Here is a 19404-nt window from a genome sequence, read left to right as displayed (position 1 = left end):
CAGGCTTCGCCCGGGGGACGACGTCGTTATCCCTGCAATCCCAACAGCTGTGGCGGGGGTGCCAGAGCGGGGACGCCGGGAGCTTGGGGGGCCGCAGCGGGCAGCGGCAGTGGGGGCGTGCCGGGAAGCGGCGCCGCGGGGGCGGCGGGGCCGGGGACGCTGACCTTGAAGCCGTTGACGATCGCGTCGGTGGCGCCGGCCGCGGCGACGACCTGGTCCACGCTCGTGTTCACCGACAGCGACACCAGGTAGCTGTCAGGCCCGACGGTGGCGATGACGTGCCGCCGGGACGTGTTCAACGTCATGTTGTTCTCGCGGTAGGTGCCTTCGATCAGCGACGACGGCATCCCGCCGAAGTCGGCCAGCGAGGCGTCGGTGGACCGCCAGGCCGGCAGCTTCTGGCTGTCGATGAAGCCGTGGCTGATCGCTTCCTTCGGATCGAACTGGCCGACCAGCTTGTAGACGACAACCTGTGCGTTCGAGGAGTACAGGCCGTTGCCGCCGACACGGTCGGCGAGCACGGCGAACGCGTCGGGCACGTTCGGATCCGGGATGTGCTCCCATCCGCGTGGCTTGGGCAGCACGATGTTCAGGGCGCGGAAGTCGCGGCTGGACTGGGGCTCCATGCTGACGCCCTTGGATGCGAAGAACTCGGCCAGCGTGCCCGAGGTGGCGGGGGCGATCGTCGCCACGGGTTGAGCCGGGGCGACCGGCTGGACGGCCGGTGCGCCGGCGGCGGCGGGGATGGCAGCGGGGCCGGCAGTGGCCGCCGTCACACCGGTCTGTCCGATGGGCGCGGCAGCGGCATTGGGGGCCACGGTGACGGTCTGCGTCACAGTTGCGGGCGCGGGCAGCGTCGGCTGCGGGATCGCGGGCTGAGCCGAAGCCGTGCTCGCGGCGACACCGATCACACCGGCGATACCGGCTGCGGTGACTCCGATGCCACCGGCCAATATCCGCCAGCGGCGCGCGATTTCGCTCATCGACCGAAGTCCTCCGTTCCTTCCCGACCAGGTCCCGACGTGTCAGGCGACGAATGTATCCACGTGCGTGACGCGGTAACCAGGGCTGGGACCGACCTGGAACCAACCCCTGATGCATCCGCAACGGAACCGAGACCAACCCGTGGCCGCGAAAGTGCAGAGGGAAGTGCTTATACCCTGGTGGCGTGACTGAAACGCCGACCGGAACTGCTGGGTTGACCGAGACCCCGCGCGCAGACGACTCGCCCCGGCACCGCTACACCGCGGAACTCGCCGGCGAGATCGAACGTGCATGGCAGCAGCAGTGGACACAGGACGGGACGTTCGACGTCGCCAACCCCGTCGGATCTCTGGCACCTACGGATGGCAGCACGGTGCCCGCGGACAAGATGTTCGTCCAGGACATGTTCCCCTACCCGTCGGGTGAGGGTCTGCACGTCGGACATCCGCTGGGCTACATCGCGACCGATGTCTACGCCAGGTACTACCGGATGACCGGGCGTAACGTGTTGCACGCTTTGGGTTTCGACGCATTCGGACTACCCGCCGAGCAGTACGCGATCCAGACCGGCACGCATCCGCGCACCCGGACCGAGGCCAACATCGTCAATTTCCGGCGGCAGCTGGGCCGGCTGGGCCTCGGGCACGACGCGCGTCGCAGCTTCTCCACCACCGATGTGGACTACTACAAGTGGACCCAGTGGATCTTTCTGCAGATCTTCAACGCGTGGTTCGACACGTCGCAGAACAAGGCCAGGCCCATCGCGGACCTGATCGCCGAGTTCGAGGCCGGCACCCGCACCGTTGGTGACGGGCGCGCCTGGGCGGATCTCGACGCGGACGCCCGTGCCGACGTCATCGACTCCCACCGCCTGGTCTATCTGGCCGACTCGGTGGTGAACTGGTGCCCCGGCCTGGGCACGGTCTTGGCCAACGAGGAGGTCACCTCCGACGGCCGCAGTGAGCGCGGCAACTTCCCGGTGTTCCGGAAACGGTTGCGGCAGTGGATGATGCGGATCACCGCGTACTCCGACCGACTGCTCGAGGATCTCGACGTGCTGGACTGGCCGGACAAGGTCAAGGCCATGCAACGCAACTGGATCGGCCGCTCCACCGGTGCGTCGGTCCAGTTCGCCACCGACGCCGGCGACATCGAGGTGTTCACCACGCGTCCGGACACGCTGTTCGGTGCGACCTACATGGTGCTGGCGCCGGAGCATGACCTGGTCGACCGCCTGGTCGCCGACGCGTGGCCCGCGGACGTGGATCAGCGGTGGACCTACGGCGCCGCGACCCCTGTCGACGCGGTCCGGGCCTACCGTTCCGCGATTGCGGCGAAGTCGGATCTGGAGCGGCAGGAGAACAAGTCCAAGACCGGGGTGTTCCTCGGGGCCTACGCGACGAATCCCGCGAACGGTCATCAGGTTCCGGTGTTCATCGCCGACTACGTGCTGGCCGGCTACGGCACCGGCGCCATCATGGCGGTGCCCGGCGGCGACCAGCGGGACTGGGACTTCGCCACGGAATTCGGCCTGCCGATCGTGGAAGTCGTTGCCGGCGGCGATATCTCGACGGAGGCGTACATCGGAGACGGCCCCCTGGTGAACTCCGGCTTCCTCGACGGCTTGGACGTGAGCGCCGCCAAGGAGGCGATGACCGAGCGGCTGACCGCAGACGGTCGCGGCCGGGCACGCGTCGAATACAAGCTCAGGGATTGGCTCTTCGCGAGGCAGCGCTACTGGGGTGAGCCGTTCCCGATCGTCTACGACGCGCAGGGCCGCGCCCACGGGCTGCCCCAGGACCTGCTGCCCGTCGAACTGCCGGACGTGCCGGACTATTCGCCGGTGTCGTTCGATCCCGACGACGCCGACAGTGAACCGTCGCCGCCGCTGGGGAAGGTGACCGACTGGGTGAACGTGGAGTTGGATCTGGGCGACGGGCTCAAGACCTACACCCGCGACACCAACGTGATGCCGCAGTGGGCCGGCAGCTCCTGGTACGAACTGCGCTACACCGACCCGTACAACAAAGAAGCCATGTGCGCCAAGGAGAATGAGGCGTACTGGATGGGTCCGCGACCGGACGAACACGGTCCGTCGGACCCCGGCGGCGTCGACCTGTATGTCGGCGGCGTCGAGCATGCCGTGCTGCATCTGCTGTATTCGCGGTTCTGGCACAAGGTGCTGTTCGACCTCGGCCACGTCAGCTCGAGGGAGCCGTACCGGCGGCTGGTGAACCAGGGCTACATCCAGGCGTTCGCCTACACCGACGCGCGCGGTTCCTACGTGCCCGCCGCCGAGGTGGTCGAGCGCGACGGAAAGTTCTTCTATCACGATGCCGAGGTGAAGCAGGAGTTCGGCAAGATCGGCAAGAGCCTGAAGAACTCGGTGTCCCCCGATGAGATCTGCGACAACTACGGCGCCGACACGTTGCGGGTCTACGAGATGTCGATGGGCCCGCTGGAGGCGTCGCGGCCGTGGGCGACCAAGGATGTCGTCGGCGCCTACCGGTTCCTGCAGCGGGTGTGGCGCCTGGTGGTGGACGAGGAGACGGGAGAGGTCCGCGTCAACGAACACGCCGCCCTCGACGACGAGACCGAACGCCTGCTGCACCGCACCATCGCCGCGACGGCCGACGACTACGCCGCGCTGCGAAACAACACCGCGGCGGCCAAGCTCATCGAGTACACCAACCACCTGACCAAGCAGTCGGTGACGGCCAGAGCGGCGCTGGAGCCGCTGGTGCTGATGGTCGCACCGCTGGCACCGCACCTGGCCGAGGAGCTGTGGCGGCGGTTGGGCCACGACGGCTCGCTGGCGCACGGGCCGTTCCCGTTGGCCGACGAACGGTTCCTCGTCGAGGACACCGTCGAGTACCCGGTGCAGGTCAACGGCAAGGTGCGCGGACGTGTCACCGTCGCCGCGGACGCGCCGGCCGACGTGGTGGAGGCAGCCGCCCTGGCCGACGAGAAGGTCGTCGACTTCATGGCAGGCAGGACCCCGAAGAAGGTCATCGTCGTGGCGGGCCGCCTGGTCAACGTCGTCCTCTAGCCCCTCCCGCGACTAGCGGGGCCGGACGATGACCTCGTGGACGTGCGCGTCGGCGGGGGTGTTGATCGCGTCCGCGGTCACCTTCGCCACTGTCTGCGGACTCAGGAACTGGGTGGGGTCGTAGTCGCGGCCCTCGTAGGCGATGAGGTCCTCCTGCATCGCGGTCGCGATGCGGCCCGGGTGCACGGACGTCACCCGCAGCGACGGCTCGTCGGCGCGCAGCGAGTCGGCGAAGCCGCGCAACGCGAACTTGCTCGCGGAGTACGACGCCAGGCCGGGTGAGGCGTTGATCCCGGCGCCGGAGTTGATGAACACGACGTGCCCGCCTGCGCTGCGCAGCGCAGGCAGCAGCTCCAGCGTGAGGGCCACCGCGCCGACGACGTTGACGGCCATGCTGGAGCGCCACTCGTCGACGCTGGACTCCGCCACCCGCCCGGGATAGGCGACACCGGCGTTGTGGACCAGCACGTCGAGCTCCACGATCGGCTCGACCACCGCCGGGATGGAATCGGGGTCGGCCAGGTCGATCGGCCAGGTGGTGGCGCCGAGCCGTTCGGCGACGGCGTCCAGGCGGGGGGACGGACGGCCGGCCAGGAACAGGGTGTGGGTGGGCGCCAGCGCGTCGGCGAGGGCGGCTCCCAGGCCGCCGGAGGCTCCGGTGATCATCGCGGTCGGCACACCTGTGACCCTACCGATCTGCATATCGGGCGAAGTCGTCGCATCATGGGGGGACGATGGCGCACGATCCCAGCTTTGCCCCGACCCAATTGGCGGCCCGTGCCGCGTATCTGCTGCGCGGTAACGACCTCGGTGTGATGACCACCGCGGCTCCCCTGCTCTACCCACACATGTGGAGCTGGGACGCGGCGTTCGTCTCGATCGGGCTCGCCCCGCTGTCGGTGGAGCGCGCCGTCGTCGAGTTGGACACGCTGTTGTCCGCGCAGTGGCGCAACGGCATGATCCCGCACATCGTGTTCGCCAACGGGGTCGACGGGTACTTCCCCGGCCCGGCCCGATGGGCCTGTTCGGCGCTGACGGCCGACGCGCCACGCAACCGGCACACCTCAGGTATCACCCAGCCTCCGGTGCACGCCATCGCGGTGCAGCGCATCCTCGACAACGCCCGCACCCGGGGGCGTTCGACGCGGGCGGTCGCCGAATCGTTCCTGGACAGGCGCTGGGGCGACCTGGTGCGGTGGCACCGGTGGCTGGCGGAGTGTCGCGACCAGAACCAGCGCGGCCGGGTCACGCTGTACCACGGCTGGGAGTCGGGTATGGACAACTCGCCACGCTGGGACCTCCCGTACGGCAACGTGATTCCCGGGGATGTGCCGGAGTATCAGCGTGAGGACAACAAGATCAACACCGACGCCACGCAGCGGCCCTCCGACGTGGAGTACGACCGCTACCTGTGGCTGCTTGAGGAGATGAAGGCCGCCCGCTACGACGACGAATTGCTGGCCAAGTCAATGAGTTTCGCCGTCGAGGACGTCTTCGTCTCGGCGATCCTCTCGGTGGCCTGCCAGGTGCTCGCCGAGATCGGCGAGGACCACAAGCGTCCGCATGCCGATGTACGGGATCTGTATTCGTGGGCCGAGCGGTTCCGGTCCGGTGTCATCGCCTCAACTGATGAACGGACCGGCGCAGCAAGGGATTACGACGTGCGCGCGGAGAAGTGGATCGTCACCGAGACGGTGGCGCAGTTCGCACCGCTGTTGTGCGGTGGGCTGTCTCACGATCGGGAGCGCGCGCTGCTGCGGCTGCTGGAGGGCCCGCGCTTCTGTGGACATCCGGACCTGGCGTACGCCCTGATTCCGTCGACGTCACCGGTGTCGCGCGACTTCCGCCCGCGCGAGTACTGGCGCGGTCCGGTGTGGCCGGTGATGACCTGGTTGTTCGCGTGGTGCTTCGCGCGGCGCGGCTGGGCCGAGCGCGCATCGTCGTTGCGGCGGGAGGGTTTACGTCAGGCCAGCGACGGCACCTTCGCCGAGTACTACGAGCCGTTCACCGGCGAGCCGTTGGGCAGCATGCAGCAGTCGTGGACCGCGGCGGCGGTGCTGGACTGGTTGGGCTGAACGGCTGAACCGCTACTCGGCGATGCGGGCCAGCGGTGCGAGCGCCATGGAAAGTGCGTCGAGTTCTTCCTCGCTGAGCTTGCTCAACAGTGCCGCCAGATGAGCCTGCCTGGAGGCCAACGCTTCCCGGTGCTGCTCGAGACCTTCCGGGGTGATGTCGACGAGCACGGCGCGCAGGTCGGACGGGTCACGGTCGCGCTTGACGAGCCCGAGCTTCTCCAAGCGGCGGATCGCGACCGTCGTGGTGGGCGTGCGCACCCGTTCGTGGGCGGCCAACTCGGTCATGCGCATCGGGCCCTGATCGAACAGGGTGAGCAGAATGGACAACTGGGCCAGCGTCAGGTCACCGGACGTCGCGGTGCGCCCGGTGTGCCGCATCACCGACAGCACCTTCGACAGCACGCGCTGCAACTCGCCAGCGAGCTCGCTGACCCGTGCTTCGGTGGCCACCATAATTTCGACAGTCTAACCTCTAGGTCGCCGCCGAGTTGTGCGGTCGGGGCGATTTTCGCCAAGTCGTGTCCGGCAGATCAGAGCACCTGGGACAGGAACCTGCGCAGGCGGTCGGTCTCGGCGGCTTCGAACAGTTGCGCTGGCGGTCCCGTTTCGACGACCTGCCCGTGATCCATGAAGACCACGGTGTCGGCGGTGGACTGGGCGAAGCCCATCTCGTGGGTCACCACCACCATCGTCATTCCGCCGGCGGCGAGGTCGGCGATGAGCTCGAGGACCCCTTTGACGAGTTCGGGGTCCAGCGCCGACGTCGCTTCGTCGAAGAACATGACCTGGGGTGACATCGCCAGTGCCCGGGCGATCGCGACGCGCTGCTGCTGTCCGCCCGACAGAGTCGACGGCCGGGCATCCGCCTTGTGCCGCAGACCCACCCGGTCCAACTGGGCGAGGCCGAGGTCGCGCGCGTCGTCGGCGCTGAGGCGCTTGAGCTTGCGCGGAGCCAGCGCCACGTTGTCGAGGACGGTGCGATGCGGGAACAACTGAAAGTGCTGGAACACCATGCCGATCCGTTGCCGGAGCTGGTCGGGGTCGTCTTTGAGCACCGAACGTCCGTCCAGCAGGATGTCGCCCCGGTCGGGTTCGTACAGCCGGTTGAGCGTCCGCAGCAGGGTGGACTTTCCCGAGCCGGACGGTCCGATCACCGCGGTGCTGGATCCGGCGGCGACGTCGAGGTCGACTCCGCGCAGCACGGCGTTCTTCCCGAGGGACAGGTGAATGTCCTTGGCGGTCAGCGAAACCGCGTGCGTCTCGGTGGCCATCAGTTCATCTCCTGGGACTTGGCGAGCACCAGCGGATCTTCGTCGTCGGGACGACGTCCCCGGCGCAGCCGGGCATCGATGTAGTTCACCAGGTGGGTGAGCGGGATGGTCAGCGCCAGATAGAACAGGCCCGCGGCCACCAACGGCGACAGGTTCCCGGTCTGTGCGTTGAGGTCACGGCCCACCTGGAACAGCTCTCGCTGGTTGGCGATCAGACCGAGGAAATACACCAGCGACGACGCCTTCAACAGCGAGATGAACTGGTTCATCAGGGCGGGCAGCACCCGCCGGATACCCTGCGGGACGACCACCAGGCGCATCGATGTCGGGTAGCTGAACCCCAGCGCGCGTGAGGCTTCCAGCTGTCCGGCATCGACGCTCTGGATGCCGGACCGGAAGATCTCGCCGATGTAGGCGGCGGCCATCAGACCCAGTGCGGCGATGCCGAGAGGGAACGGGTTGTTCCCGGTGAGATGCCCGACGACGGGTCCGACACCGAGGCCGATCAGCAGGATGATGACGACCTCCGGCAGACCGCGGAAGATGTCGGTGTAGATGCGGGCCGGCCAGCGCAGCCATCGCTTCGTCGAGATCCCCGCCACCGCAAGGGCCATCCCGAGGATGATGCCGATGATGCTGGCGGCGATGGTCAGGATCAGTGTGTTCGGCAGGCCGGTCGTCAACAGGTCGGGGATGGCCTGCTTATAGAGATCCCAGTCCAGAAACGACGCGGCCAGTTGGGACAGCGTCGATCTCGGCTGTACGGGCGCCGCCGGGGCCTGGGTGCTCTGGTTCTCCTCGGCGATGGCGGTGAAGTCGGGAAGCACCGGTTCGGGGGCGGCCTTGGAGCCGGGCTTCCAGCCCGGCGGGAGCGCGCGCGGCACCCAGTCGGTGTATAGGCGCGCCCAGGTGCCGTCGGCGATGACCGCGTCCAGCCCGGTGTTGAGCGCATCGATCAGCGGCTGATTGTCGGGGGCCACCGCCCACGCGATGAAATTGTCCAGGCTGAACGTGTTTTCGATGATCTCGGCGGGGTCGCCGGGCTGGACGGTGCCCTGCGCCTGCTGCGACGGCGCCACCCAGGCATCGAGCTGCCCGGTCTTGAGGCTGGCGTAGACGGTGTTGTAGTCGGGGAACTTCACCGGCTGCAGGCCCAGGGTGTCGATGACGTAGGCCTCCTGCACGGTGCCCTGTACGACGCCGATGCGTTGACCCGCCGCCAGCGTGTCGAACCCGGTGATGGGTGAGCCCTGCGGGACGACGAGGGAGAAGTAGCCGAAGTCGTAGCCGTTGGTGAATCCGACGGTCTGACGCCGCGCATCGGTGGTGGTGATCGACGACGAACCCACGTCGAACCGCCGGGCCGCCACCTGGGCCAGCAGCCCGGAGAACTCCGTGCCCACAAAACTGATCTGGAGACCGAGCTTGTCGGCGACGGCACGCAGCAACTCGTTGTCGAAGCCGGTGAACTGGCCGGCGGAGTCGATGCAGATGCTCGGCGGCGCGTCCGACAGGGTGCCGACGGTCAACGTTCCGGGCCTGCTGAGTCCCAGAGCGTTCAGGTCCACCGAGTCCAAGGGCTCGACGGTGGCGGTGGTGTACTTGTCGGCGGCAGGACCGGTGGCGGCAGCGGCCAGGTTGGTCGGCAGGGCGCTGGCGCTCGCGATGCCGGGCGGCGCACATTGATCGGTTTGCGCACCTGCGGGTGCCGCCAGGCCCAGGGTGGCGACCATGCCCACGATCAGCGCGAGGACGAACGCCTTCATCGACGTCCTCACCACCGTCTTCGCCAGGGGACCGGGCACCTGCAAGAAGCTCATTCGAAGAAACGTAGCGCAGGCGGCGACTGCGGCGTCGCCGGCTGTTCAGTGCGACGGATGCAGCACACCGCGGCGGACCAGTTCGGTCAGCAGGATCTCGGCCATGAGCTCCGACCGCTGCAGGCACGCCGAGCGTGCGCCCTCGACATCGTTATCGCCGATTGCGGTCAGCTCAGCCTCGTAGGAAGGCAGCAACGTGTCGCGGTGCAGTGCGTAGGTCTGCCAGAAGCTGTGCGGGATGAAGGTCTGCGAGGATTCGATCGCCGCCTGCAGTCGCGGGCCGGCGTACTCGCCATTGACCGTTGCGCGGAAGCGGCGGGCGTGAGCGTCGAACTGCTTGGCGTCCCGGCCGCCCCGCATCTGCGCCACCTCCCCATCGAGCTCGGCGATCACCGTCGGGTCACTCGCGACGGCGGCGCGCCCGGACGCAAGGCCGCTGAGGAGGCCGTACAGCTCATGATGCTCGCGCACCGCTGACTCGTCGAACCGCTCCACGTAGGCGCCACGGTGATAGCGGGTCGACAGGATGCCGTCGTGCTCCAACTGGACGACCGCCTCTTGCACCGGCACCCGGCTCAGCCCGAGCTCTTGGGCAATCTCGTTGCGGTCCAAGCGATCTCCTGACCGAAGCTTACCGGTCAGCACCATATTGACCACGTGTGTGACCACGAGGTCCTTCTCCTTCACCCCGTACTTCTTGGGCATGGCGGCGCCAGTCTCTCACGGCACCGATGGCCCTCGGGGCTGTTCGGCAGCTTCGGCTACGCGTCAGCGCGCTCGTCCCGCCAGCGGCACAGCGCCTCGGCCTGCGACAGGTCGTAGTCGGGACCGTTGACGCCGACTGTCAGCATCGAGACGCCCAGTGCAGCCAAGGCTTCGGCGTTTGCGATCAGCTCGTCGGCGCTGTTGCCGTTGGCGCCGGCGGAATGTTCGATCTCGGCCGGGTCGCGGCCGACGTCGGCGCAGTGGCGGGCCAGGATCTCGGACTTGTCGGGGTAGCTGTCGGTGTCGGCGAAGGAGTGCCAGATGTGGGCGTGCTGGGCCACCAGTCGGAGCGTCTTCTTCTCGCCGCCGCCCCCGATCAGCACCGGGATGTCGCGGAGCGGCTTGGGATTCAGCGCCGCAAACCTGGTTTCGATACGCGGCATCGCGGCTGCGAGATCGTCGAGCCGGCTCCCCGCCGTGCCGAACTCGTAGCCGTACTCGTCGTAGTCCTTCTGCTTCCACCCGGATCCGATACCGAGGATCAGCCGGCCTTCGGAGATGTGATCGACGGTGCGAGCCATGTCGGCGAGCAACTCGGGGTTGCGGTAGGAGTTGCAGGTGACGAGCGCGCCGATCTCGATGCGCGACGTCTGCTCGGCCCAGGCGCCCAGCATCGTCCAGCATTCGAAGTGCGCGCCGTCGGGATCGCCGTACAGCGGGAAGAAGTGATCCCAGTTGAAGACGACGTCGACGCCCATGTCCTCGCAGCGGCGCACGGCGTCGCGGATCAGGTCGTAGCGCGGTGAGTGTTGCGGCTGCAGCTGTACGCCGATGCGCACGGGAAAGGTCATGGTGTCTACGTAACCCTCCACGAGCAGACACAAACGCGCTCACGAGCGCTCAGACGGCGCCGTCTCGTCTTCGCGCGAGCGCTCAGACGCCGATCTGCCCGCCGCTCTTCCACACCGCCACCACCGACGGCCGGGCGGTGCCGTTACCCCCCTCAGGCCATCGGGACTGCGGGCTGTCGAGGCTGTTCTCGTCGTTCTCGCCGGGATGTTGCACGCAGACCGTGACCAGGTCGTCGGTGATCACCGGGCCGCACGTCTCGGCGCCGAGCGGAACGGTCAGGAACTGTTTGGTCTCGCCCCGGTTGGGGCCGTCGAGCGCCACCGCGAACAGACCGTCGTTGCCGTCGAGTGCATTGCCGTCGGTGGAGATCCACAGGTTGCCGTGGCTGTCGAAGGCCAGGTTGTCGGGGCACGAGATCGGGCTGACCTGCGTCTTGTCGAAGCCGCCGTAGTAGGTGTCCGCGGCTTCGGGGTCACCGCAGACCAGCAGCAGGTCCCAGGTGAAGTCCGTGCCCGCGTGCTGATCGGTGATCTCGAGAATCTGCCCACTCTTGTTGTCGTTGCGCGGGTTCGGCGCATCCGGTGCGGCCTCCCCGGCAGCGCCGCGCTCGGAATTGTTGGTCAGGGCGACGTAGACCTTGCCGGTCCTGGGGTCGGCCTCGAAGTCCTCGGGCCGGTCCATCTTGGTGGCGCCGGCCTTGTCGGCGGCCATCCGGGTGAAGACCGCGGCCTCCTGGGCGGTGACGCCGTCGACCAGCGACTCCGCCTGCCCGTTCGGTCCGGAGCGCAGCAGCGGAAGCCAGGTGCCGGTGCCGGCGAATGACCCCTTCGACGGGAGCTTTCCGGAGCCGTCGATCTCGGTGGCCGGGATGTCGCTCGAGAGCTTGGCGACATACAGCGTGCCCTCGTCGAGGATCGCCATGTTGTTGGCCATCGCCGCGGCGTCCCGGCCCGGCTGGACCTTGCGGGTCGAGACGAATTTGTACATGTAGTCGAATCGTTCGTCGTCGCCGGTGTAGGCGACGACGGTGCCGTCGTCGGTGACGAAGATGTTGGCACCCTCGTGCTTGAACCGGCCCATCGCGCTGTGTTTGACCGGGGTCGAGTTCGGGTCCCACGGATTCAGTTCGACGACGTAGCCGAACCGGTTGACCTCATTGGGCGTCTTGGCCAGATCGAAGCGCGGATCGAAGGTTTCCCACCGCAATTCGGACGGCTCCAGTGAGACGCCGTAGCGGTCGTGCCGGTCCGCGTCCACCGGGCTGGGTGCGGGCGAGTCCTCCGCGGCGCCGAAGTAGGTGTGGAAGTTTTCTTCGCCTGAAAGCACTGTGCCCCAGGGGGTTACGCCACCGGCACAGTTGGCGATGGTGCCCAGCACGGTGCGGCCGTCAGGATCGGCTGCGGTGGTGACGAACTCGGTCCCTGCCGCGGGCCCGGTCAGCGTGAAGGGGGTGTCGGCGGTGATGCGGCGGTTGTACCGGCCCATCACCGGCCGCAGTCCACCTTCAGGGGTGCGCTCGACCTCGACGACGCCCATCCCCATGGCAGCGATCTCGACGTCGAACTGGTCGCGCGTCGGGGCGCCGGCCTGGTATCCGGGGAACATGAACTGCGGGGTGGCGTACTCGAAGTTGGTCACCAGCAGGAAGTGGCCGGGCTGTCCTTCGACGGGCAGCAACCCGGCGAAGTCGTTGTTGAAACCGAACTGGCCCCGCTGGGCGGCGCCGGTCTGGTTGGCGACGTCGAATGCCGGCGCGCCGGGCAACACGGGGTCACCCCAGCTGATCACGACCCCCTGGTCATAGCCGTCGGCGACGACGACGGCGTCTTCGCTGTTGGGTGCGACGGACGCGAAGTTCATCCCGGCCGGCGGCTCGGCCGGGGTGGCCGCCGACGACGTCGTCGGCGCGGGCTCGGAGGTGTTCGAGCAGGCGGCCAGCGCGGAACCGGCTCCGACCGCGAGGACGGCGACACCGCCGGCCTGCAGGATCGAGCGCCGCGACACGGCCTTGACCACGTCGCCGAAGTACTCGTTGTCACTCTTGTTCGGTGCCGGCTTGGAGCACGCGTCACCGCACTTGTGAACGCAGGTGACGTGCTGGCGCTTGGACTTTCCGTTGTGGGTGACAAGCAGATTCAGCGGCACCAGGGCCATGGCAACAGATTCCTTCCGGCATGAATCCCGGCCGCGGGCTGGGCGGCCGGACTCGCCAGAAGTTACGGCAATCGGGCAATCGGAAGGCGAGCATTGGGTGAACAGCAGCTGACGCACCTGTCGGGGATTCCTCGGCGCACCCGGCTCCCGGAAGCTAAAACTAAACTTATTCACAAATTTGCTGTGAAAACAGTCGTCGACGGTATAGCGTTCAGCAAACACTTACCAGGGGGTCAATAGGCATGCCGAAAAATCAAGATCAACTGCGTCAGAGCCGGTCTCGGCGTGCGCGTCGTTCGGATGACTTCCCGGTACGTCAGTGGCTCAAGGTGGGCGCCGCGTCGGCCGGTATGGGCGCGGCGTTGCTGGGGTTCTCCCTGATGGGTCCGTCGACCGGGACGGCGGCGGCGGACAGCACAGGGGAGTCGTCGCCCTCGGCGCAATCGACATCCTCGACCGGTGCCGAGAAGACCGCAGGCAAGACCTCGGACAGCGATGACGACTCGAGGGACGGGGCCGGAAGCGACGCGGCCGATGACGCCGACACCGATGACGCAGCCGACGAAGACGCCGACGTCGCAGACGACGACACAGACGAAGACGCCGGCGGCGACAGCGTCACCGGCACGCAAGGCAGTACCCGCCGCGACACCGTCGAGGCCGAGGACCCCGCTGAAGCCGATACCGTCACCGACGACCGCCCCGCAAAGATCAGGCTGGTGCAGGCACCGGCCGCGCCGACAGCCGCGGAGGAGGACGAGGCAGACGCGGGCGTCGACGACGAGGAGGAGGAGCCGCCCGCCGAGATCAAACAGCCGCCGGCGCCCGCGCCCCCGTCGCTGCTGCCACGCAAGACGTGGGATGACATCGTCGCCGATGTCCTCGACCGCTGGAGCGACGACACCATCTCGTGGATCAAGACGCTGCCCGCCTCCGACGACACGAAGGCCAACCTCGAGGCGACGATGTGGGCGGTGCGCCGCACCTTCTTCAACCAGGCACCGACCCTGGATCCCGTCCAGGTCGAGGGTCTGCTGGACGGCGAGATCAAGGGCAAGGTCAACGCCGACGACGCCGAAGGTGATCGGATTGTCTATCGTCTGGTCGGCAGGCCCCAGTTCGGCACGGTGGTCATCGACGACGAGGGCGAATACACCTATACCCCCGGCGAGGGTTTCCTCGGCGTCGACACATTCCGCGTGATGGCGATCGACGCGGGTCTGCATATCAACCTGCTCAACCCGTTCCGCGCGCTCGGCTCGAGCGCGTTCAACCTCATCAACCAGAACGCCATCAGGTTCGAGTTCACCTACGACGGCGACGAGTGGACCGACGAGCGCCGGGCGAAGCTGGAAGAGGTGGCGGCGAGCCTGCAGGAGTACTTCCGTGTCAAGAAGGCGGTCACGTTGACGTTCAACGTCAACGAGGAAGACGAGTCGGGGACTCTCGCGTCCGCGGACAGCGAGCGGATCTCGACGGCTCCCGGGTACTGGCGCACGGTGGTGCAGAACAAGCTGCAGACCGGCGAGGACGCCAACGGCAACGAGGCCGACGGCCTGATCTCGTGGAACTGGGGTGACGGCAACGTCTGGGAGCTGGGCGATGACGTGTCCGCGGAGGAGTTCGACTTCACGTCGGTGGCCATCCACGAATTGATGCACGCGTTCGGCTGGGGTTCGACGCTGAAGGCGCCCGGAGAGAACCAGGGAATGAATCGGGAAGAATACGACCGGTTCATCGTGACCGCCGATGGCGTCAACGTTCTGACGAACCTGCAGTGGTCGACGGTCAACGATCCGAAACTCACCGGCGGCGACCGCGGCCTCTACTTCGGCGGCAGCAACGCCGTCGAAGCCTACGGCGGGTACCTCGTTCCGCTGCGCACCTCCACGATCTGGAGCGGCGGCAGTTCGATTCATCACCTCAGCGACGCGACGTTTGCCGGCGACGACCAGAAGATCATGAACTCCGGGACCGAACAAGGGCCGGCCCCAAGAGTTTTCAGTGAACTCGAGCTTGCGATTCTGCGCGACCTCGGCTACGACACCGTCATGCCGGAGTCGCCGCCGTACGCTCCGGCCGACAGCGAAGAGGAGCAAAGCGAGGAGGACGAGGAGGCTGCAGCGCCACCAGCACCGCGCCCACCCGCGCCCGCCCCTGCGTCACTGGCGCCCCGAAAGACCTGGAACGAGGTCGTGGCCCAGATCGTGGACAGCTGGAGTGCCAGCAATCAGGCGTGGGTCGACTCGCTGGATGTCGACGAGGCCCGCAAGGCTGAGTTGGAAGCTTCGTTCGCGGCGTTCAAGCGCACCTTCCTGAATCAGGCCCCCACCGTCGATCCGGTTCAGGTGACCGGCTTGACCGGCGATGAGGCGATCACCGGCCGGATCGACGCCGAGGACGCCGACGGCGATGAGATCAGCTACCGACTGGTCAGCGGGCCGCGGCTGGGTTCGGTCGTGCTCAACGACGACGGGACCTACACCTACACCCCCGGTGCGCGCTTCGACGGCGTCGACTCCTTCCGCGTGATTGCCATCGACGCCGGGCTGCACGTCAACCTCCTGAACCCGTTGCGCGGCATCGGAACCAGTGCGTTCAACCTCATCAACCACAACGCCATCACGTTCGACTTCACCTTCGACGGCGAAGAATGGACCGTCGAACGCCAGGACAAGCTCAAAGAGGTCGCCGCGAACCTCGGCGAGTACTTCCGCGTGAATCGGCCGGTCACGCTGACCTTCGACGTGGATATCGAGAACTCGGATGACCTGCTGGCGTCGGCCGGTAGCCCGCACATCTCCAACCTGCCGGGGTACTGGCGCACCGTCGTACAGCAGAAACTGCTGACGGGTCGAGACGCCAACGGCTCCAAGGCCGATGGCACGATCTCGTGGAACTTCGAGGACCATCAGTGGTCCCTGGACGGGAGCCCCTCCGACGAGGAATACGATTTCGCCGCCACGGCCATCCACGAGCTCATGCACGCGTTCGGTTTCCTGTCCTCGTTGGGAGGACCCGAACAAGAGAGCGTCGGGGCCAACCGGAGCCAATTCGACCGCAACATCGTGACCGTGCGGGGGACCCGGGTCTTCTTCCTCGGTGGCGAGTGGGCCACGCTCAACGACCCCAAGCTGATCGGCGAGGACGGCGCCTTGTACTTCGGTGGACGCAACGCGGTCGCGGCGAACGGTGGATACCTGGTGCCGCTGTTCACGCCCGCGGAGTGGAGCCAGGGCAGTTCGATGTCGCATCTCGACGACGACACCTACACCGGTGACGATCACAAGATCATGAACTCCTCGGAAGGCAAGGGTCCCGCTACCACGGTGTTCAGTGAGCTCGAGCTCGCGATTCTCAGGGATCTGGGCTACCACGTGGTGATGCCGGAATCGCCGCCCTACGGTATGGCGCTGCTCGGTTTCCTATTCCTGGCCCGGCCGCGGCGCAAGGACAAGTCGGTGTCGCGCTAGGAGCCGGCGCCGTCGACGACGGACGCGGACATATGGCGTCCTGATTTGCCAGCAAACTCCCGAAGGTTGCGGTATAAACTTTCCCAGGAAAGTAACGCGGGGGACAATTGCGACACGGCACGCAGCGGCGTGTTCGGCCGGACTTGGCCGACAGGCGCCGGCTGCTGCTGCGCCGTCATCGTGATGCCTACGCCGGTACTTCCAAACCCACTGGTAGTCAGTTTGTTTCACCGACAAGGTGTCCGAGGGAATCGTTGGGGGATCCATGGCAGGGCATGCCGAGGAGTCGTCGTCCATCCGTAGAGCGGGCCGTCACCGCAAGTCGGAGAATTTCGCTGTCCGGCGCTGGCTGAGGCTGGGAGCCGCGTCCGCAGGCATGGGCGCGGCGTTGCTCGGGTTCAGTCTGCTGAGTCCTGACGTGGGCACAGCGACCGCTGACACGGGTAGCGAATCCTCCGCGTCGGCAGGGCCGTCCGAGTCGGGCGATGCGGCCCCCGCACGATCGTCGGGGCAGAGCGACGCGGCTGGCGCGGACGAGGCGAGTGAACCCGAGGACAGCGAGTCCGAAGACGCTGACGCCGCTGACGCCGCTGACGCCGCCGACGACGCTGACGCCGCCGACGCCGCTGACGCCGCCGACGCCGCTGAAGAAGACGCTGAAGAACCTGGCGACGCGGACGACGCCGGCGAGGGCGCCACGGAGATCGACGCCGTCGACGACGCCGTCGTCGTCGAGGATCTCACCGGCGTCGAGGTGGAGCTCGAGGTCGTCACCACCGCGGAACGCGAGTACACCGAACCCGAACCGGTCACGCGCGAAACCCACAGCGCCGCAGCCGTACCGGACTCGTCCGAGAGGGCAGCGGCGTCCGCGACGCAACCGCCGCCCTATGTGTCGGAGCAGAGCGAGTACCAGAAGAGAGTGGCCGCTGTTCTGCAGGCGTGGACGGACAAGCATCAGGCATGGGTGGATTCACTGCAGATCTCCGACGCCGGCAAGGAGCGGCTGCAGGCGTCCTTCCTGGCGATGCGCCGCACGTTCTTCAACCAGGCGCCCACGGTGGCACCCGTCCAGATCGCCGGCGTCATCACGGGTCCGGTGATCGGCAGCCTGGGTGGAGTGGATCCCGACGGTGACCGGCTGATCTACCTCATGACGAGGGCGCCGAAGACGGGCACGGTCACGATCAACGCCGACGGCACCTACACCTACACCCCTGGCGACGACTTCACCGGAGTGGACACGTTCTACATCGCCGCGATCGACCTCGGTCTGCACATCAACCTGCTGCAACCGCTGCGACCGCTGGCCAGTGGACGGGCCACGTCTCTGGTCAACCAGGGTGCCGTCGTCTTCGACTTCGCCTACACCTCCGGCCGCGACTACTGGAACGACGAAAGTCGGGGCGCGCTCCAGCGCGCCGCGAATCTGCTTATCGAGAATTTCCGGGTCGTCGCACCGGTAGTCCTCACCTACGACGTGGCAGGCTTCAGCGACGCGTCGTCGGCCACCCTCGCCAACGCCTTCGGACTGCTCACCAACGATCAGAACGGATTCTGGCGCACCCGGATTCAGCACGAGATCATCACCGGCGAAGACCTGAACGGCCCCCAGGCCGACGGCTACATCAACGTGAACTTCGCGAAGCCGTTCGCGTACGGCGATACCGTAGCCGGTAACCGGTACGACTTCACCACCACGATCATGCATGAGCTCCTGCACTCATTCGGCTTCGCCTTCGGAAGCGGCGTGAACGGGCGGTGGCACGACTTCGCGAGGTTCGTCGTGACAGATGACCGAAACAGTCTGTTCACCAACGACTTCACGATCAATCCGGACTATCAGCGCAACGTTGTCGGCGACAACGGCGGGCTGTTCTTCGGCGGCGCGAATGCCGTCGCGGCCAACGGCGGCGAACTTGTCCGGCTGTTCACGCCGAATCCGGTGGCGGCCGGCAGCTCTTTGACCCACCTCGACCTGTTCACCTTCGGCAACGTTCTGATGAACCCGAAGTTGGACGGCGGCAACGGGGTGCGAGTGTTGAGTCCGGTGGAGGTGGGCATCTTCAAGGACCTGGGCTACACCGTGGTGCCGGTGGTCGCGCTCACTCGCTGAGCACGCCGCGCAGCAGCTCCACCAGCGCGCGTGGCTGGTCGCTCTGCACCGAATGCCCGGAGTTCTCGACGATGTGGACGCGCCGGAATCCCGGCGCCGTCCTGGCGAACGCGTCGGCGTCGTCATCGTTGACGAAGAACGAGTTGGCGCCCCGGATCAGGGTGGTCGGCGTCGTGAGATTGGGGACGTCGTCCCACAACCCCTCGAACCCTTCGCCCTTGCGGATGCTGTCATAGCGCCACGTCCAGGTGCCGTCATCCAGGCGCTTGGCGTTGTGGAAGACGCCGCGACGCAGTGATTTACGGTCGCGGTGCGGTGCGGCGGCTACCGTCACCTCGAGCATCGCGTCGAACGACGGGAACGACCGGTCGCCCTGCACCAGGGCCACCGTGCCCTTCTGGGCGTCGGTCATCTCGGTGTGCCGTTCCGGCGCCGACGGCGTCACATCGACCATCACGAGCCGGCGGACCAGCTCGGACGCGGTCACCGCGAGCCGCAACGCGGTGAGGCCCCCCAGCGACATCCCCACGACCAGCTCGGCGTCGCCGGCGAGCTCACGTACCACCGGCTCGACGGCGCCGGCATTGAGCTTCGGCCCGTAGTCGCCGTCCTCGCGCCATGCGGACCGGCCATGGCCCGGCAGGTCGACAGCGAGTGCAGGCACCCCGAGTCCGACGATCACCGTGTCCCAGGTATGGGCGTTCTGGCCGCCGCCGTGCAGGAAGACCACCCGGGGCGCGTCGTCGCCGAATTTCAGCGCGCTGACGGGACCGGCATCGATACGTTCGGCGCTCGGAATCCTGGTGACCCCGGCCTGTTCGGCGTTCTCGGGCAGAAGGGCGAACTCACCGAGGCTCGGCAGTTCGTCGTCGGAGATCTCCACCATGGCTTGACAGTACGCACCC

Annotated in this window: 13 protein-coding genes; 4 read left to right on the top strand and 9 right to left on the bottom strand. The window is 67.2% G+C overall.

The genetic code is table 11. The annotated features are described in order from the left end of the window. Window positions 1-26 precede the first annotated feature (26 nt). Window positions 27-983 (bottom strand): LpqN/LpqT family lipoprotein, encoded by a 957-nt coding sequence (locus EL337_RS28520; protein WP_048631504.1) that lies wholly within the window; start codon window positions 981-983, stop codon window positions 27-29. A gap of 215 nt (window positions 984-1198) precedes the next feature. Here EL337_RS28520 and leuS point away from each other — a divergent pair, with 215 nt between their 5' ends. Next, window positions 1199-4033 (top strand): leucine--tRNA ligase, encoded by a 2835-nt coding sequence (leuS, locus tag EL337_RS28515; protein ID WP_048631503.1) that lies wholly within the window; start codon window positions 1199-1201, stop codon window positions 4031-4033. Window positions 4034-4045: 12 nt separating this feature from the next. Here leuS and EL337_RS28510 read toward each other — a convergent pair whose 3' ends face one another. Then, window positions 4046-4711: an SDR family oxidoreductase gene (locus EL337_RS28510; RefSeq protein WP_048631593.1), complete on the bottom strand. Its 666-nt coding sequence runs from the start codon at window positions 4709-4711 to the stop codon at window positions 4046-4048. A 56-nt stretch (window positions 4712-4767) separates the two neighbouring features. On the opposite strand from EL337_RS28510, the gene ggh reads away from it, so the two are divergent. Further along, window positions 4768-6108 carry a glucosylglycerate hydrolase gene (gene ggh / locus EL337_RS28505; RefSeq protein ID WP_048631502.1) on the top strand — a complete coding sequence of 447 codons (1341 nt, stop codon included), beginning with the start codon at window positions 4768-4770 and terminating at the stop codon, window positions 6106-6108. 12 nt (window positions 6109-6120) lie between these two features. On the opposite strand, the gene EL337_RS28500 is transcribed toward ggh, so the two are convergent. The 6 genes from EL337_RS28500 to EL337_RS28475 all read right to left on the bottom strand — a co-directional run bounded on the left by EL337_RS28500 (window position 6121) and on the right by EL337_RS28475 (window position 12910). Next, complete coding sequence (locus EL337_RS28500; RefSeq protein WP_048631501.1) at window positions 6121-6561, bottom strand: MarR family winged helix-turn-helix transcriptional regulator; 441 nt, start codon at window positions 6559-6561, stop codon at window positions 6121-6123. Between the two features lie 77 nt (window positions 6562-6638). Next, window positions 6639-7379: an amino acid ABC transporter ATP-binding protein gene (locus EL337_RS28495; protein ID WP_048631500.1), complete on the bottom strand. Its 741-nt coding sequence runs from the start codon at window positions 7377-7379 to the stop codon at window positions 6639-6641. Further along, on the bottom strand, window positions 7379-9145 hold the full coding sequence (locus tag EL337_RS28490) for an ABC transporter substrate-binding protein/permease (RefSeq protein ID WP_048631592.1): 1767 nt from the start codon (window positions 9143-9145) through the stop codon (window positions 7379-7381). Before EL337_RS28490 ends, EL337_RS28495 begins: the two co-directional genes overlap by 1 nt. Window positions 9146-9244: 99 nt before the next feature. Then, window positions 9245-9904, bottom strand: coding sequence for a GntR family transcriptional regulator (locus EL337_RS28485; protein WP_048631499.1), 660 nt, complete (start codon window positions 9902-9904; stop codon window positions 9245-9247). 56 nt (window positions 9905-9960) lie between these two features. After that, entirely contained in the window at window positions 9961-10755 is a 795-nt protein-coding gene (locus EL337_RS28480) for an LLM class F420-dependent oxidoreductase (RefSeq protein ID WP_048631591.1), read from the bottom strand. Between the two features lie 82 nt (window positions 10756-10837). Further along, window positions 10838-12910: a PhoX family protein gene (locus EL337_RS28475; RefSeq protein ID WP_048631498.1), complete on the bottom strand. Its 2073-nt coding sequence runs from the start codon at window positions 12908-12910 to the stop codon at window positions 10838-10840. 242 nt (window positions 12911-13152) lie between these two features. Here EL337_RS28475 and EL337_RS28470 point away from each other — a divergent pair, with 242 nt between their 5' ends. Together EL337_RS28470 and EL337_RS28870 are read left to right on the top strand one after the other, a co-directional pair. Then, complete coding sequence (locus EL337_RS28470) at window positions 13153-16383, top strand: Ig-like domain-containing protein (protein ID WP_048631497.1); 3231 nt, start codon at window positions 13153-13155, stop codon at window positions 16381-16383. A 265-nt stretch (window positions 16384-16648) separates the two neighbouring features. Continuing rightward, window positions 16649-18499 (top strand): Ig-like domain-containing protein, encoded by a 1851-nt coding sequence (locus tag EL337_RS28870; protein ID WP_048631496.1) that lies wholly within the window; start codon window positions 16649-16651, stop codon window positions 18497-18499. Here the strand turns inward: EL337_RS28870 and EL337_RS28455 are convergent. Beyond that, on the bottom strand, window positions 18489-19385 hold the full coding sequence (locus EL337_RS28455; RefSeq protein WP_048631495.1) for an Rv0045c family esterase: 897 nt from the start codon (window positions 19383-19385) through the stop codon (window positions 18489-18491). The two genes, EL337_RS28870 and EL337_RS28455, sit on opposite strands and share 11 nt — an antisense overlap. Between the last annotated feature and the right edge of the window lie 19 nt (window positions 19386-19404).

Origin of the sequence: Mycolicibacterium aurum (genome assembly GCF_900637195.1) — a bacterium.
Taxonomy (GTDB): domain Bacteria; phylum Actinomycetota; class Actinomycetes; order Mycobacteriales; family Mycobacteriaceae; genus Mycobacterium; species Mycobacterium aurum.
This window is presented reverse-complemented; position numbering and strand designations above follow the sequence as displayed.

What these genes read in the sequence shown, in the direction of transcription:
- EL337_RS28485 (WP_048631499.1), bottom strand. Translation starts at nt 9,904, where the DNA reads ATGCCCAAGAAGTACGGGGTGAAGGAGAAGGACCTCGTGGTCACACAC.
- EL337_RS28870 (WP_048631496.1), top strand. Translation starts at nt 16,649, where the DNA reads ATGGCAGGGCATGCCGAGGAGTCGTCGTCCATCCGTAGAGCGGGCCGT.
- EL337_RS28470 (WP_048631497.1), top strand. Translation starts at nt 13,153, where the DNA reads ATGCCGAAAAATCAAGATCAACTGCGTCAGAGCCGGTCTCGGCGTGCG.
- EL337_RS28500 (WP_048631501.1), bottom strand. Translation starts at nt 6,561, where the DNA reads ATGGTGGCCACCGAAGCACGGGTCAGCGAGCTCGCTGGCGAGTTGCAG.
- EL337_RS28520 (WP_048631504.1), bottom strand. Translation starts at nt 983, where the DNA reads ATGAGCGAAATCGCGCGCCGCTGGCGGATATTGGCCGGTGGCATCGGA.
- ggh (WP_048631502.1), top strand. Translation starts at nt 4,768, where the DNA reads ATGGCGCACGATCCCAGCTTTGCCCCGACCCAATTGGCGGCCCGTGCC.
- EL337_RS28490 (WP_048631592.1), bottom strand. Translation starts at nt 9,145, where the DNA reads ATGAAGGCGTTCGTCCTCGCGCTGATCGTGGGCATGGTCGCCACCCTG.
- EL337_RS28475 (WP_048631498.1), bottom strand. Translation starts at nt 12,910, where the DNA reads ATGGCCCTGGTGCCGCTGAATCTGCTTGTCACCCACAACGGAAAGTCC.
- EL337_RS28495 (WP_048631500.1), bottom strand. Translation starts at nt 7,379, where the DNA reads ATGGCCACCGAGACGCACGCGGTTTCGCTGACCGCCAAGGACATTCAC.
- EL337_RS28480 (WP_048631591.1), bottom strand. Translation starts at nt 10,755, where the DNA reads ATGACCTTTCCCGTGCGCATCGGCGTACAGCTGCAGCCGCAACACTCA.
- EL337_RS28455 (WP_048631495.1), bottom strand. Translation starts at nt 19,385, where the DNA reads ATGGTGGAGATCTCCGACGACGAACTGCCGAGCCTCGGTGAGTTCGCC.